Source organism: Blautia sp. DFI.9.10 (assembly GCF_024461705.1).
GTDB classification, from domain to species: Bacteria; Bacillota; Clostridia; order Lachnospirales; family Lachnospiraceae; genus Blautia_A; species Blautia_A fusiformis.
The window spans coordinates 13,483-29,655 of sequence record NZ_JANGAA010000023.1 but is presented as its reverse complement, the minus strand read 5'-3'; the positions used below and the strand labels follow the sequence as shown (position 1 = coordinate 29,655).

Below are 16,173 nucleotides of genomic sequence, written 5' to 3'. Positions count from 1 at the left end.
AGAAGGGGATGCAAAATTGCAGAAGTTATTTTAGCATAAAAAAGCAGGGATGTACACTCTATCCCGGAAATTTCCACTTTTTTCACATTTTGTTTACAGGCAGGGCATAAACAGAAGCGACTGCTTCTGCCACCTTGATCCCGTCCATCGCTGCGGATGTAATGCCTCCGGCGTAACCGGCGCCCTCTCCGCAGGGGTAGATCCCTTCTATATTGGAAGTGAGCTTTTTCGGTTCCCGAACGATCCGTACAGGAGAAGAGGTACGGCTTTCTACTCCTTCCAGCAATGCATCCGGTCGGTCAAAACCGGAAAGCTTTTTTCCAAAAGCATGGATTCCTGCTTCAATGGAATCGCCGATCTCTTTCGGGAAAATACTGCGGACATCGGTAAGTGTATAAGCTCCTTTTATACAGGGGATCACATCTCCAAGCCTGGTACTTTTCTGATGGGTACAGTAATCTTTGAAAAGCTGTACCGGAATTTTTCCGTTTCCGGCTTCCCAGGCTGCGCGCTCCAGTTTTCGCTGCAGAGCGATTCCGCCGAGAACTCCCTCTTCAGGAAAATCAGAAGGGTTTACCGTAACGATGATAGCACTGTTGGCATTATGGCTGTCACGTGCCTGATAGCTCATACCATTCACTGCAAGCATACCTTCTTCAGAAGATGCATTTACAACATATCCGCCGGGACACATACAGAAAGAATAAACGCCACGTCCGTTTTCCAGTGTATGGGTAACCTTGTAGCTGGATGCACCCAGACGGTCGTTTTCCGGTTCCCCGTAAAGATCCTGGTTGATCATGGTCTGCGGATGTTCCACACGTACCCCCACTGCAAAAGATTTCGGCTCCATGTTAATATTGTGTTTTTCCAGCATGGCAAACGTATCTCTGGCGCTGTGGCCGGGAGCAAGAATGCAGATTTCTGCCGGTATTTCCTCTTTTGCATTGACAATGACTGCATTAAGCTTCCGGTCACGGATCATCAGATCAGTTACTGTGGAACGAAAACGGAATTCCCCGCCCATTTCTTCAATCTGATGACGCATAAACTGAACGATACCTACAAGCTGATCTGTGCCAAGATGAGGCTTTTGCTGGTAAAGGATCTCAGAGGGAGCTCCTGCCTCCACAAATCGGGAAAGAACTTCCTTTCCTCTTCCAAAAGTATCTTTTACCAGAGTATTCAGCTTTCCATCGGAAAAAGTCCCTGCACCGCCCTCTCCGAACTGTACATTGGAATCCGGATCCAGGATGCCGTTTTTCCAGAAATTTTCCACGGTTTCCTGGCGTTTGTCTGCTTCTTCTCCCCGTTCCAGTACCAGTGGACAGTACCCGGCTTTGGCCAGGTACCAGGCACAGAATAATCCTGCAGGTCCGCTTCCGATCACTATAGGACGATGGGAAAGAGTTTCAGAGCCAGATGAGGGAAAATGATATTTCTTCTCAGAAGTTAACATAATATTTTTATCGTGAACCTTTTTGAGAACACGGGATTCGTTATCCAGTTTAATATCTACAGTGTAGACAAATTTTTTGTCCTCTTTGTGCCGGGCATCCAGAGATTGTTTTCGAATCTCATAGGTGAGCGGCTGATTTCCAAGACGAAGCATTTTTGCTATTTTTCGGTGAAGCTGCTCTTCTGTATGAGTGATGGGAAGCTTCAGCTGTGTGATCCGGATCATTTTTCTTCCTCCTTTGCTGCCCAGATACCGGCGGCAGCTCCGCTTGACCATGCCCACTGCAGGTTATAACCTCCGCAGGTACCGTCAATGTCAAGGAGCTCTCCGGCAAAATAAAGACCTTTATGAAGTCTGGACTCCATGGTTTTGCTGTGAACTTCAGACGTATCCACTCCACCGGAACAAACCTGTGCCTGTTCAAAGGAAAGGCCGTTTTTTACCGGGAGACGAAAATCGGTGATTCCGCGGATAAGATCCTTCTGTGCACATAAAACACGGATCAGTTTTTCAGGAAAAAGTCCGATGAGAAGTTCTTTTTCTGTTTTGTAAGGGCAGGCTGCTTTTCTGTGCTCCAGGTATTCTTCCAGCTCTTTCCGGTTCAGTTCCGGAAAAAAATTTATGGAAAGCTCCACATTTTTGTTTTCATGGACGGCACGGATAGCATAGCGGGAAATCTGGAATACCGGGATCCCGGATACACCGTAATCGGTAAGCTGCAGTTCTCCCTGCTGGGAGACTGTCGGTGTGCCGTCTATATAAAGTGTTATCTTCCCTTCTGTCCGTACACCACTCCAGCCGGAAAAAGAATTTCCCTTACATTTCAGAGCTGTCAGTGCTGGAAGGGGTTCGATCAGATGATGTCCGAGACTTTTTGCAATTTCATATCCGCTTTCGCAGGAACCTGCAACGGAAGACGCACGGGAACCATTTGCAAGGATCACGGCATCACCACTGTAGGTCCATCCGTCCGTATGGATCTTCCACTGTCCGTCTGTAAAAGACACGCCGGTAACGGTCTGATTGGTTTTCAGCTTTACCTTCAGGCTGCGTGCCTTCATGACAAGAACATCTACCACACTCTGTGCCTGGTTGCTTCGGGGATAGATCCATCCGCTGCGGTCTGTGGTACAGATTCCCAGTTCCTGAAAGAATTTCAGAGTTTTTTCCACAGGAAACTGTGCCAGGGCATCTTTGGCAAATTCAGGATGAGATCCCCGGTAAGCGTTTTCATCCTGATTCAGGTTCGTCATATTACAACGGCCGTTTCCCGTAGCACAGATTTTTCTGCCGGGACGGTCATTTTGTTCCAGAACCGTAACCGCTGCTCCGTTTATGGCAGCCTGAATAGCCGCCATAAGGCCGGAAGCACCTGCTCCTACGACAAAGACCTGCTTTTTTAAGTCCTGTCCTTCGGATTTTTTCATAATTTCACAAGTTCCTTATCAACCATATACTGAAGAGATTTCAGGATTCCAAGTTTAGCATGCTCCCAGGTAAGACCACCCTGGAAATAAACAGCATAAGGTGGTTTCATAGGACCATCGGCAGAAAGCTCGATGGAAGAACCCTGGATGAAAGCACCTGCAGCCATGATGACCTGACTGTCATACCCTGGCATATCCCACGGTTCCGGTGTCACAAAACTGTCTACCGGTGCTGCAGCCTGGATACCCTGGCAGAATGCTACAAGACCTTCCGGTGTTCCAAGGGTGACTGCCTGGATGATATCCTGACGTGGTTCTGTGCTGTTCGGTACCACCGGGAAACCAAGTTTTTCGTAAATGTTTGCTGCAAAAACGGCGCCTTTTAAAGCTCCTTTGGTAACCATCGGTGCAAGGAAAAATCCCTGGTACAGAGAACGGTTTACACCAAGGGTTGCCCCCACTTCCATGCCCAGTCCCGGGCAGGTCATACGGTAGGAAGCGTTTTCCACACAGTCTTTTCTTCCGGCGATATATCCGCCGATAGGGGCAAGACCGCCGCCTGGATTTTTGATCAGGGAACCCACCATGATATCTGCACCTACATCACTTGGCTCTATGGTATCTACGAACTCACCGTAGCAGTTATCTACCATGCAGATCACATCCGGTTTGATCTTCTTTACAAAAGCGATCAGCTCACCGATCTGTTTTACAGAGAAGGAAGGACGAGTCTGATAGCCTTTGGAACGCTGGATGGTTACCAGCTTTGTTTTTTCATTGACTGCTTTTCTGATGTTTTCATAATCAAAGGTACCATCCTCGAGAAGATCCACCTGACGATATTTTACGCCATATTCCGCAAGGGAACCATTGGACGGGCGGATACCGATCACTTCTTCCAGGGTATCGTAAGGCTTTCCTACAGGGGAAAGAAGCTCGTCACCGGGGCGCAGGTTTCCGAAGAGAGCAATGGCAAGTGCATGAGTTCCACAGGTGATCTGCGGGCGTACCAGGCAGGCTTCTGTGTGGAAGGTATCGGCATAAACCTGCTCCAGAGTTTCGCGGCCAAGGTCGTTGTAGCCATAACCGGAGGAAGCTCCGAAACAGGCCTCACTGACACGGTTCTTCTGCATGGCGCGGATAACCTTCATCTGGTTGTATTCTGCAGTCTTATCAAATTTCTCAAAACGTTCTTTCAGGGAATCTTCCACAGATTTACCGAAATCGTAAACTGCAGAAGAGATTCCAAGCTGTGCATATAATTCTTTCATGATCATTTTTCCTTTTTTATTTTATTTGGCAGGAAGGATTCCCTTTTCCCTACATACAGAAAGCATGTAGGAAAGGATCCTGCTGTCATCGTAATCAAAGTTATCTTTATCTACCCAGGTTACTTCGTCTTCTCTGCGGAACCAGGTAAGCTGACGTTTGGCAAAGTGTCTGGTGTCACGTTTCAGGACCCTTACGGCTTCCTCATAAGAATAGTTTCCGTCCATCCAGTCCAGGATTTCCTTATAGCCAAGCCCCTGCATGGAAACCATTCCCCTGTGGCAGCCCATCTCCCGAAGCTTTTTAACTTCTTCTGTCAGACCGTTTTTCAGCATTTCGTCCACTCTTGTGTCAATGCGTTCATAGAGAAGTGGGCGTGGTGCGTTCAGGACGAAATAAGCCAGTGCATAGGGACTGGTATGCTCCTTCTGTTCTTCATTATGTTCGGAGATTCTGGTACCGTTCTGTTTATAAAATTCCAGGGCACGTATCACCCGCTTGACATTGTTCTCATGGATATCTTCGGCTGACTTGGGATCGACCTTGGCAAGCATGTCATGGAGAAATGCAGGCCCCTTCTGCTCGGCCAGCTCTTCCAGCTCCCTGCGGTAATGTTCATCCTGGTCGGAGCTGGTAAAATCAATATCTCTGGTCACAGACTGAATATAAAATCCTGTGCCGCCTACCAGGATCGGAATCCGGCCTTTGTCATAAATTTTGTCCATGGCATCTTTTGCCATCTGCTGAAAAAGGACAATGTTAAAATCTTCTGTTGGCTCCAGTACATCCACCAGATGATGTGGGACGCCATCCATTTCTTCCGGCGTGATCTTGGCGGAACCGATATCCATATGGCGGTAAACCTGCATGGAATCCGCGGAAATGATCTCTCCGTTTACTGCTTTTGCAAGTGCAATAGAAAGCTTTGTTTTTCCCACGGCAGTAGGCCCGGTAAGCACGATAAGAGGTTTTTTCATATATTTCCTCCGTTTATGTTAAGTATCTTACACGATACGTTTGAATTTTTTTTCGATTTCTGTCTTACTCATGGCAATGATCGTTGGTCTTCCATGAGGACAGTTATAAGGATTTTCCAGTGTCAATAATTCATCGATCAGCTTGTCAGCTTCCTGAGGTGACATGGAATGATTGCCTTTTACAGCAGCCTTACAGGCCATGGTCGCAAGCCTTGAGGCAAAAATTTCAAAGGCATCCTTGGAACCGTCTGCAGTGAGATGGTCCAGCATTTCCAGAAACAGCTCTTCTTCTGTCATTCCCAGAAGGCTGGAGGGAACCGCACTGATACTGTACTCCCTTCCGCCAAAAGGTTCGATCTCAAAGCCGAAATCCCGGAAATACTTTTTGTTTGCCTTCAGCAGATTCTCCTCCTCAAGGCTGAGTGAAACGATCAGTGGGGGACTTACATACTGGGACTGGATGTTCTGGGACTGAAACTGCTTTACGAATCGCTCATAATATACTTTTTCATGGGCAGCATGCTGGTCAATGATATAAAAATTATCCTCAAACTGTACCAGCCAGTAGGTATCAAACAGCTGTCCGATCAGTCTGTGGCGGCTTCTGGATTCAGGAGCAAGAAGCCGTTCTTCGAACAGTTCCAGCTGTTTTGGCGGTTCCTGTTCCAGCGATTTGATCGGATCGTTGTCTACCTCAGGAGGTGCCGATTCAGCAGGCTTTTCAGAAATCACTTCATAATCTGCTGTTTCTGCAGCGGAATTTTCATTTCTTCCGTCTTTTAATGTTCCGGAAAACATTTCCTCTTCTTCTTTTGTGAAAGGCTGCGATCCATATACGGGATTTTCCCGCAGAGAATCCACACGTTTGTATTTATCTGCAGAAGAAGCTGAAGAATTGTGAGCTGTTTCAGCTGAACCATAGGAGGCGGTACCATTTGTTGGCTTATTATAAGGTATCGATGGAACCGGCGCTGTACTACGTACTTCAGAAGCTGTCGGTGCAGCATGGGAAGCTATATTTGCTGTCCGATTCGGGTGACCGTACATCTCCTGCCGCCGTTTTACTTCAAAAGGCTCCGGAATATTTCCTGGCTTTATCTGTTCTGTGCGGGATGTCGGTTCGTCTTTTCCAACAGATACCTGCGGGATCAGTTCTCTGTGGGTCAATACTTTGCGGACAGTTTCATAAATGGCCGTGTAAACTTCGGTTTCTCTGGCAAAACGCACTTCTCTCTTTGCGGGATGCACATTAACATCCAGGTCATTGCCGTCCATTTCAATCCGAAGTGAGACAAACGGAAATTTATGTTGCATGACAAGTCCTTTATATCCGTCCTCAATGGCCTTGGTAATGATCTTGTTTTTTACATATCGGCCATTGATATAATAATTCTCAAAAGTACGGTTTCCTCTGGAAATCTCCGGTTTTCCCACAAAGCCCTCGATCTTCATGAAATCATTTTCGTAGGAAACATCCAGAAGCGCCTTGGCAATCTCCCGTCCGTAGACACTGTAGATCACATCTTTTACGCTGTAGTTTCCGGAACTGGAAAGCTTCACCTGACGGTTCTGGATATATTTAAAGGAGATTTCCGGATGGGAAAGCGCCAGCTGCTCCATCAGAGTATTGATGTAACCGGCTTCTGTCATATCGGATTTTAGGAATTTGCTCCTTGCAGGTGTATTGTAAAAGAGGTTTCGAATCAGAAATGTTGTTCCCTCCGGTGCCCCCATTTCCTCCAGAGACTGTTCTTTTCCGCCTTCGATCACATAACGGGTACCACTGATCCCGGAAGGAGTCTTTGTGATCAGCTCCACCTGGGAGACGGCGGCAATACTGGAAAGTGCTTCACCACGGAAGCCAAGAGAGGCAATGTGGGTCAGGTCTTCTACTTTTTCAATTTTACTTGTGGCATGGCGGAGAAAAGCAAGCGGAACCTGCTCTGCATCCATTCCGGAGCCATTGTCCGTGATACGGATCAGCTTTTTTCCGCCGTCTGTGATCTCTACAGTAATAGCGGTAGCACCTGCGTCAATGGCATTTTCCACAAGCTCTTTTACAACAGAGGAGGGGCGCTCTACGACCTCTCCTGCTGCGATCTTATCAATGGTATTCTGGTCTAAAACTGCAATTTTTTTCAAGGGTATCACCACCGGTTCTTAATTTTGTTCTGCAGGTTATAGAGAATATTTAAAGCTTCCATTGGTGTCAGATTCCCGATCTCCAGGTTTTTGATCTCTTCAATGATATCATTGTCCTGTACCGTGTCAAACAGTGACATCTGTGCCATATCTAACTGATCATAGGTGATCTTCTGCTTTTTCTTTGGAGCAGTCAGATCTTTTACAGCAGCAGTGATATCTGCATCACTGAGCTCCTCTACCAGCTCCTTGGCACGCTGGATCACGGAATCCGGAACACCGGCAAGCTTGGCTACCTGGATACCATAGCTTTTATCTGCTCCGCCTTTTACGATCTTACGCAGGAATACGATATCGTCACCTTTTTCCTTGACAGCGATACAGTAGTTGTTGACACCGGAAAGCTTGCCTTCCAGTTCGGTAAGCTCATGATAATGGGTCGCAAATAAGGTCTTGGCGCCGCAGAGTTTGGTGTTGCTGATGTGTTCGATCACTGCCCAGGCAATGGAAAGGCCGTCAAAGGTACTGGTTCCACGTCCGATCTCATCCAGGATCAGAAGACTTCGGGAAGTGGCATTACGAAGAATGTTGGCAACCTCTGTCATCTCCACCATAAAGGTACTCTGTCCGCTTGCAAGGTCATCGGATGCTCCCACACGGGTGAAGATCCGGTCAACCACACCGATATTCGCACTGTCCGCAGGAACAAAGCTTCCGATCTGTGCCATCAGTACGATCAATGCTGTCTGGCGCATGTATGTGGATTTTCCGGCCATGTTCGGTCCTGTGATAATGGAGATACGTTTTTTGTGGTTGTCAAGATACGTATCATTTGGAATGAACATATCGTTTTCGATCATCTGTTCCACAACCGGGTGGCGGCCATTTCGGATATCAATGAGTCCGGTCTCATTGATCTTGGGCCGGACAAAGTTATTCCTCTGTGCAACCAGTGCAAGGGAAGCAAAAACATCCAGAGCAGCTACTGCCTTTGCAGTACGCTGGATACGGACAACCTCAGCTCCAACCTGATCACGGATATCTGAAAACAGTTCAAATTCTAATGCATAAAGCTTATCTTCTGCTCCAAGGATCAGATCCTCCAGATCCTTCAGCTCCTGGGTGATGTAACGCTCTGCGTTGGTAAGGGTCTGTTTGCGGATATAGTCCTCCGGCACGAGATCCTTGAAGGTGTTGGTAACTTCCAGGGAATAGCCGAATACACGGTTATATTTGATCTTCAGGCTCTTAATACCGGTACGTTCCCGCTCTCTTGCTTCCAATTCAGATAACCACTTCTTTCCATCTGTCCGGGAGCGGCGGAATTTATCCACATCTTCGTTATAACCTTCCCGAATGATACCGCCGTCCTTTTGGGCAAGGGGCGGATCATCAGCAATGGAATTACGGATCAGATCGGTAATGTCTGACAATGGATCCATGTCTTCGTTGATCTGCATAAGCAGCGGAGATTTAAATTCTGCAAGGATCTGCTTTATATAAGGCAGCATTTCCAGGGAAGAGGCAAAGGAAACCAGATCTCTTGGGTTGGCAGATTTATAGCTGATACGGCTTATCAGACGTTCCAGATCGTAGATCGGATTTAAGTATTCCCGGATCTCATCACGATCCATAGGTTTTGCGTTCAGTTCTTCCAGGGCACCAAGTCTCTTTTCGATTTCCTCTGCATCGATCAGAGGCTGCTCCACATAAGAACGAAGGGTTCTTGCACCCATGGCAGTTTTGGTTTTATCCAGAACCCAGAGAAGAGAACCTCTTTTCTGCTTTTCGCGCATGGTTTCCACAAGCTCCAGGTTACGACGGCTGGAGCTGTCGATGAGCATATATTTTTCAGCAGAGTAAGGGCGGATGCTTGCCATATGGGAAAGTGCTGTTTTCTGTGTTTCCTTCAGATACAGGAACAGTGCACCGGAAGCAATGATCCCGCTGTCATAATCTCCGATCCCGAGACCTTCCAGATTTCCGACGTGAAAATGCTCTTTCAGGGTTTTCTGGCACAGCTGGTCGTCAAAGTACCAGGGATCCAGAGCAAATACACAGATTCCAAGACGCCCCTTCAGATCCGCTACATCCACACCGCTTAAAAGAAAGGCGTCATTGCAGATGATCTCTGCAGGTGTAAATTTATTGATCTCATCCAGAAGCTTCTGAGGTTTATCCAGTTCTGTGAGAAAACAGTCACCGGTTGTGATATCTGCAATTGCACAGCCAAAATGCTCTCCAATGGAGACGATGGACATCAGATAATTGTTTTTGGACTCGTCCAGTGACATGGTATCCAGAGTAGTTCCCGGCGTGACAATGCGGACAACCTCTCGTTTAACAAGACCCTTGGCTTTTTTCGGATCTTCTACCTGTTCGCAGATGGCAACCTTATAGCCCTTTTCGATCAGCCGGTTGATATAAGTTTCCGCAGCATGAAAAGGAACGCCACACATGGGCGCTCTCTCTTCCAGTCCGCAGTCTTTTCCTGTAAGTGTAATTTCCAGTTCCCTGGATGCAGTCAGTGCATCCTCAAAGAACATTTCATAAAAATCGCCCAGACGGTAAAAAAGGATACAGTCGCTGTACTCTTCTTTGGTCTTTACGTATTCTTTCATCATCGGTGATAATTTCCCTGTGTTGACTGGAAGCCCTGTATTTACGCGGCTTGTAGATGCTTTATGTTCCTCTTTGACCCACTTTTGACCCATTTTTTTTTCTTCTTCAGTGTTTCTTGTTTTTTCCAAATATTTAAACCTCTTCCTAAAATCTCATTTCATCAGCAAAATCAGCTTTCTTTTCCATACTTTTCATCATACCGTTTGTATTCATCTTTTACATACCCCTGTTCAAGATGCGTATAATACTCTGTCATTTTCTGAGTAGAATGACCGCTAATTTTACCTACCGTAGCCGGTTCCATTCCAGACTGTACACATCTTGTTACAAAAGTATGACGAAAACTATGCGGAGTTACCTCTAACATTTCTGCTTCTCGCCCGTCTTTTTCAGCTTCTAATGATTCCTGCTTATTTACAATATTTTTGATTCGTTCACATTCATCTTCAGCATTACCAGGAAGATAACTCATTCCTGTCGATGTTGTAAATATCAGACCAGGATATTTTTTTAGAAGATCATTTCCAGTTCCCCATTTCTTGCCTAACACTTTTTTGTCCTGATTCTGTTTTTCTTTCCAGCTCAAAAAAGCTTCAATTGCAATATCCGGCAGCGGAATTATCCTGACACTTTTCTTTTTTTTCGGTGATGTAATTTGTGTAACATAATACGGCTCAGCAAGTTTTTTTCCCTGCTTGTCATAATACAATTTGACTCTGTTTAACGTTTTGTATACACGGACATGTTTTTCATTAAAATTAACATCTCGCCATTGTAAGGCAAGTACTTCGCCTATACGCATTCCCGTATGCATCAAAATCAAGAAAAGTTCCTCATAACGGTCTCCTTTAATGGCTTCCAAAAAGCGATGGCTTTCATCTGTACTAAGACAATTTTCTTTTACATCCAAAGCTTCTTCTGTAGGTTCTGTCAACACTTCTCCCGGTGCCTCAACGGAAAGCTTAACTTCTGCTGTAGGATCCGATGGAATCATTTTACTGGCTGCTGCCCTCTCAAACATTTGATGCACGACACTTAATGATTGCTTGATTGATGTAGGAGCGTATCCTTCATCCTCCAATTTTTTAATCATGTCAAGAATATGTTCCGGTTTGATATCTACCAGTTTCATGTAACCGATGTATTCTTCCGTTCTTCTAAAACCATCTTCATAATTTCTTATCGTGGTTGCTTTAAGATTCCGAACCTTATAAAGTTCCATCCATTTCTCATACCATTTTGAAACGGACATACTCGAATCAAAGCCTGGAACACCTGGGAGAACCTCCGCTAAATACATGCTTCTTTGCTTTCTCACTTGCTGAAGATTTGTTCCATAGATAGAAAAAGGCGGTTTGCCAGAACCCTTAATTGTGATTCTGGCTTCATACCGCCCATCTTTTCTTTGTCGGATTCCCTTACCTATTTCTTTTCCTTTTAGATTTTTTCCCATAACATTACCATCCTTTTTCTAATAACAATAGATGATCATGCATGGCACTGGACTTAATTTTAACACAACCCCAAAAACCTTTCAAGACTGCCGATCTATCCATTTCTGAAATTTTTTCTTATCAATCAGGGCTCTTCGCCCAATTCGTACCATGAAGGTATTATTGTTCATAAGTGTTCGCATTGTTTTCTCAGAAAGCCCTGTCAGTTCACAGGCTTCCTTAACTGATATAAGAATCTTATCGTTATCTGCTGCCGGTTGTTTCTTTTTATGTATCATATATAATTACAGCCAATATCTGCAGGCAGATGATATTGGCTGTTCCTCCTCTCCTATGGATTCTATAAACGGACTTCCTGCGAGTCCCTGTGATTTTGTTTTATTTATTGTGCTGCTTTTTTACATAATATTCTACCGCTTCCTGTAAGCTGCATCCGCTCCGACGACTTTTGCTTACTACACTATTTTTACTTATCTTTAGTTTTTCGCAGCATTCCTTAAGCGATGGATAAAGGGTTCCATGATAATCAAATTCAGGATTATCCAGCATCTTTTTTCTTTTTCTTGTCATAAAATGCTCAAATGATTCTTCTATGGAACAATTTTTATCTCTGGCTCTCTGCCTTACACACGCATCTTCAATGCCATATTTTTTACAGCATGCTCGGAGACTGGGGTATTCCGTCCCCTTAAATGTAAACTTCTGTATCCTTTCTTCGATTATCTCTTTGTTTGCAATAAAATGTTCCAACGATTCATCTGTGCTGCACCCTAATCTATACTTTCTTGAAGATACGCTGTTTGCATTCACACCATAAACCTCACAGCATTCTTCCAACGTTTCATAGATTTTATTTCGGAATACAAATTCATTTTTCTTTGTCACTATTTTTTTCTTTATGAAATGATCCAGGGCCTCTTCTATACTACATCCAGTCGAGGAAGCCCGGTTACGGACACTGGCGGCACGAACATCATACTTTCTGCAGCATTCAGCAACACTTTGATATTCTTTTCCCTTATATACAAATATCTTTTTTAGTTCATCCGCATTGCTTTTTTCTATAAAATGTTTTACAGCCTCTTCCCAGGTGCAATGAATCCGCCATGCTCTGGCCCGTACACTGGTTTCATTAATTCCGTATATCTCACAACACTGTCCAAGGGAAACATATTTTTCCCCTTCATAAAAGAATGGTTCTTTTGCGCGGTGCCTTTTTTTTGATATTACCTTGTTTCCAGAATTCTCATCATTTCCTGTGGATTCCTGTGGCACGCAACCTTCCATATGAGAAACATTTTTTTCTAACGTCTCTGGCAAGGAGCTTTTGGTTCTATAGGCAGCACTTCTTACAATTTTGGGGTTCAGGTCATACGCGAGACAACATTCCGTGAAACTATTGTATTCTTTTCCCCGGAATGCAAAGATTCTTTGCTTTTTAGATTTAATGTAATGTGTAATCGCACGTGTAGAAGAAACTCCATTCTTTTCCATATACAAACGTACGGATATAGGATTTATTCCCAATTCTTCACAGCATTGAGGAAGTGATGGATACTTCACTCCATGATATGTGATTTCATGTGCCTTTTTCCATTCTATTGCCCGTTCAATTGCTTCCTGCGGTGTGCATTTTCGATTCCACATATCTGTTTTAACGGAAGCTTCGTTTATATCATAAAATTCGCAGCAGGTCTTAATGCTGGCCCATTTTCGATTTCGGAATATGATCTCTTTACTTTTTTTCAATTCAATAAAATGTGTAATCGCTTCTTCAGTTCTACATTTATATTGATTCTGATACGCCATTACACTACGGTAACATATTCCATAAAAATTACAGCATTTATGCTTACTTTCAAAAGTTCTGCCATTGTACACAAATTTGAATTTCTCCATGTAATTTGATCTGATTTTACGTGGCATAAAAACTTCTTTCCTCCTTTTATCGTGATTGGATCTGATACATGTCAAAACATTTTGCCAAACAAAAAAAGACACTCCAAGAGTCCATTTTACTCTTTTTGTGTCTTTATCGGTTGATCCGCAGACGCGGTATAAAGTATAAAATTCTGACCTCGTATCAGAATAAAATTTGTGCAATCTGCCTTGCAAAATGTTCTATTTTATCGTATCATTCCAGATACTTAATGTCAATTTCACTACAGGCTTTAAACAGTAGCAGCTGGGTAGTATTTTACTCGTATTCCTGCGAATACATGCATAAACTGTTGCATACATGCAAATGCCCCTCCGGTCTTTTCACCGGAAAAGGGCACTTACAGAAGGCTTTTTGTATTCATGTCATACAAAAAATCACATAAATCAAGATTGGAAATGAAACAAACATAAGCCCAAAATCAACAAAGATCAATATCAGCCAAAGCAACTTTAATTTTTCCTCCAAATCTCATCCTCCGTTTCGAGTATATTTAAGGAATTCCATAAAATCCCTTATACTTAAATAAAAGAGAATTTCAGAGCTGTTTCTGTAAATATCCCCAAATTTTCACAGGAATTTCATTTTACTGTTAAAGTTACTTTTGTGATATATCAATCTGCTATTATGCGGCCTGTTCTTCCAGTTCTCGATTCCCAGCCTCCATTAAATCTTCCTCCAGAATTTCAGCAAGCAATTTGTTGCAATACCCAACACCGTTTACACGAACGCCTTTGCTGCGGAGCTCGTCAATCTCTTTTTTCCTGAGACTCTGACTTTTTACAGCCAGTTTATAATCTTCTTTTGCCAGTTTCTTTTTTAATTGTTTCTGCCATTTTACAAGAAAATCCCTTGCAAGCTCAATATCTTCATTCTGCTGGTTATAAAAAGTACGTGTCTGCCTTATGGTCCCATCCGGTTCCACTTCAAGCGTATAGTACGCCTCCGTTGGTTGTTCTGCCTTTCTCAAAAACAGGATATAGGATTCCTGCTGGCTCATTCGTTCATAATAGGTTTCTGTATTATTTACGCAGTGATGCATCAGTTTTGCTTCATACAAAATGTCATCCACTTTTTCCGGCACAACGATCTGATACTCTTTGTCCGCATATTCATATTTTTTCAAATCCCTGCATATACGATTCAGACCCGGATACTTCTTTTCCAGCTCTCCGGCTCTTAAAATCAAATCTTTTGCTTCTATCTCTTTTATCATTTCATTATGTCTCTGCATGAGTTTTCGTGCACGGTAGATAACAGAATCCTGCACATTCACTCCGACCCGAATTGCCATATTGAGATAATCCTTCCATGTTTTGATCAGGTCTTTCACGGATTCCCCACTTTCTGCTGCCTGCTTTTCCAGATAATTTTTGATCTGTAAAGGGGCCATACGATCCATAATGAACATAAGATCCGCTGGTTTAAGCTTTTCCCGGCACATCCACGAAATCACATCGTCACGGATCAATTTGTTTTGGGCTTTTTCAAGTAATAGCCATTGAAGAAAAATCTCTCCCCCATTGTTTGTACGCAGCCTTTTTAAGCGGAATCTATCAATTCCCAGTGCTTTTCCAAGGTCTCCGGAATCTTCACAATAGATCTGTGCTTTATTATCCATAATGTCCTCTGCCAGATGATAAAGTCCTGCTTTAATGAGCCGTTCCAGATAAGGTCTTTCTTTAACCATTTCAAAAAAACTTACCGGATCTAAAAACCTTTTGACTTTTGCATATTCGTAGAATCCTGTCCTACGGAATGTCCTGTTTTTAATGCCATACAGTGATTTTCCATAAATATTTCCCATATTATATTTTTCATATGTCATATAGCCACCGTAACCTGGATACAGTGGAACCTGTAATTTACCCTGGATCCATCGGTTTTCTTTTGTCCAATGATGACGGCCGAAATAATATTCTTTCGTATTTAATTCTTCATCATACAGGATTCTCCGGCGCTCAAAGAAAGAATATACTGGTTTTTTATATGAGCTGCTTACTATGAGCATCTGAAGCTGGAATTCTCTCAAAACAAACACATTATTTCCACAGGTCTGAAGCAGGTATGCAGTCTCTTTTTGGGTTTCTATATTTTTGGCCCGGCCTAATGCTTTATATTGAATCTGATGTCTGCATTTTGGGCAATTCCCCACTGCATTATGGTGAGGATGGCTGATTGGAACTTCGCTTTCACACCAACTACAATATCCTGTCTGATCTTTCCTGCGGCTGTAATGATAAAAGATAAAATTCTGGGTAATTCCAACTTTTTTCTGCCATCTCAGCCAGTCTTTCGGAACTTCTGGGAGTCTATCCATACACTGATCCCAGTTTGTCAGAATTTTTTCATATTTCATTCCCAGCCTCCGGTGTCTCTGGTCACATTGATATACATACAGTGCATAAAAAGCATCGTCATATTCACTTTCAAGATACTTTTGGATCAACGCTGTATCCGCCTCTTTCATATAAGAATTTTCCTGATATAACCATTTTGAAAAAATGGTCTTATCCAGCATACTTTCTGACCATTTCTTTGTCTGGTAATCATACCCTTTAAAAACATCGTTCTTTTTATCAACGTATAATGTATATACAGGTTTCCGACAGTCCGTGGAAAGATATTCTGCCAGATAAAATGCTACTTTTAAAATATTGTTTTCTACTTCTGCACGTAAATATAGCCCCCTCTGATAAATCAGCTGCTCCGTATAGTATCCTTCATCTCTTACCGGCACATCTTCTTTTGCAAGTTTTATCAGTTCATCCGTAGCTTCCAGCAATTTCATGTTACGCAATTCTTTTTTATTCATTTACGTCCTCTCCTTCATTTTCTGCTGTATATAATGTCATTTTCTCTTTTCTGCTCAAATGCAGCAGGG

10 protein-coding genes are annotated in these 16,173 nt (G+C 43.5%); all 10 read right to left on the bottom strand.

Annotated elements, in window-relative coordinates:
- Positions 1–82 precede the first annotated feature (82 nt).
- Complete coding sequence (locus tag NE671_RS12920; RefSeq protein ID WP_256164072.1) at positions 83–1,684, bottom strand: NAD(P)/FAD-dependent oxidoreductase; 1,602 nt, start codon at positions 1,682–1,684, stop codon at positions 83–85.
- A complete protein-coding gene (locus NE671_RS12915; protein ID WP_256164071.1) occupies positions 1,681–2,886 on the bottom strand; it encodes an NAD(P)/FAD-dependent oxidoreductase in 1,206 nt (401 codons plus the stop codon). Before NE671_RS12915 ends, NE671_RS12920 begins: the two co-directional genes overlap by 4 nt.
- Positions 2,883–4,157 carry a methionine gamma-lyase family protein gene (locus NE671_RS12910; protein WP_186582311.1) on the bottom strand — a complete coding sequence of 425 codons (1,275 nt, stop codon included), beginning with the start codon at positions 4,155–4,157 and terminating at the stop codon, positions 2,883–2,885. The genes NE671_RS12915 and NE671_RS12910 overlap by 4 nt, the downstream gene beginning before the upstream one ends.
- A gap of 21 nt (positions 4,158–4,178) precedes the next feature.
- The gene (gene miaA, locus NE671_RS12905) at positions 4,179–5,132 is read right to left on the bottom strand and encodes a tRNA (adenosine(37)-N6)-dimethylallyltransferase MiaA (protein ID WP_173741201.1); all 954 of its coding nucleotides are present in this window, start codon (positions 5,130–5,132) and stop codon (positions 4,179–4,181) included.
- Positions 5,133–5,159: 27 nt separating this feature from the next.
- Complete coding sequence (gene mutL / locus NE671_RS12900) at positions 5,160–7,274, bottom strand: DNA mismatch repair endonuclease MutL (RefSeq protein ID WP_256164069.1); 2,115 nt, start codon at positions 7,272–7,274, stop codon at positions 5,160–5,162.
- 5 nt (positions 7,275–7,279) lie between these two features.
- The gene (gene mutS, locus NE671_RS12895) at positions 7,280–9,898 is read right to left on the bottom strand and encodes a DNA mismatch repair protein MutS (RefSeq protein ID WP_256164078.1); all 2,619 of its coding nucleotides are present in this window, start codon (positions 9,896–9,898) and stop codon (positions 7,280–7,282) included.
- A gap of 167 nt (positions 9,899–10,065) precedes the next feature.
- Positions 10,066–11,349 carry a tyrosine-type recombinase/integrase gene (locus tag NE671_RS12890; RefSeq protein WP_256164068.1) on the bottom strand — a complete coding sequence of 428 codons (1,284 nt, stop codon included), beginning with the start codon at positions 11,347–11,349 and terminating at the stop codon, positions 10,066–10,068.
- Positions 11,350–11,430: 81 nt separating this feature from the next.
- The gene (locus NE671_RS16215) at positions 11,431–11,628 is read right to left on the bottom strand and encodes a helix-turn-helix domain-containing protein (RefSeq protein ID WP_412122775.1); all 198 of its coding nucleotides are present in this window, start codon (positions 11,626–11,628) and stop codon (positions 11,431–11,433) included.
- 100 nt (positions 11,629–11,728) lie between these two features.
- Entirely contained in the window at positions 11,729–13,276 is a 1,548-nt protein-coding gene (locus tag NE671_RS12885; protein WP_256164067.1) for a hypothetical protein, read from the bottom strand.
- A gap of 638 nt (positions 13,277–13,914) precedes the next feature.
- Positions 13,915–16,104, bottom strand: coding sequence for a PcfJ domain-containing protein (locus tag NE671_RS12880; protein WP_256164065.1), 2,190 nt, complete (start codon positions 16,102–16,104; stop codon positions 13,915–13,917).
- Between the last annotated feature and the right edge of the window lie 69 nt (positions 16,105–16,173).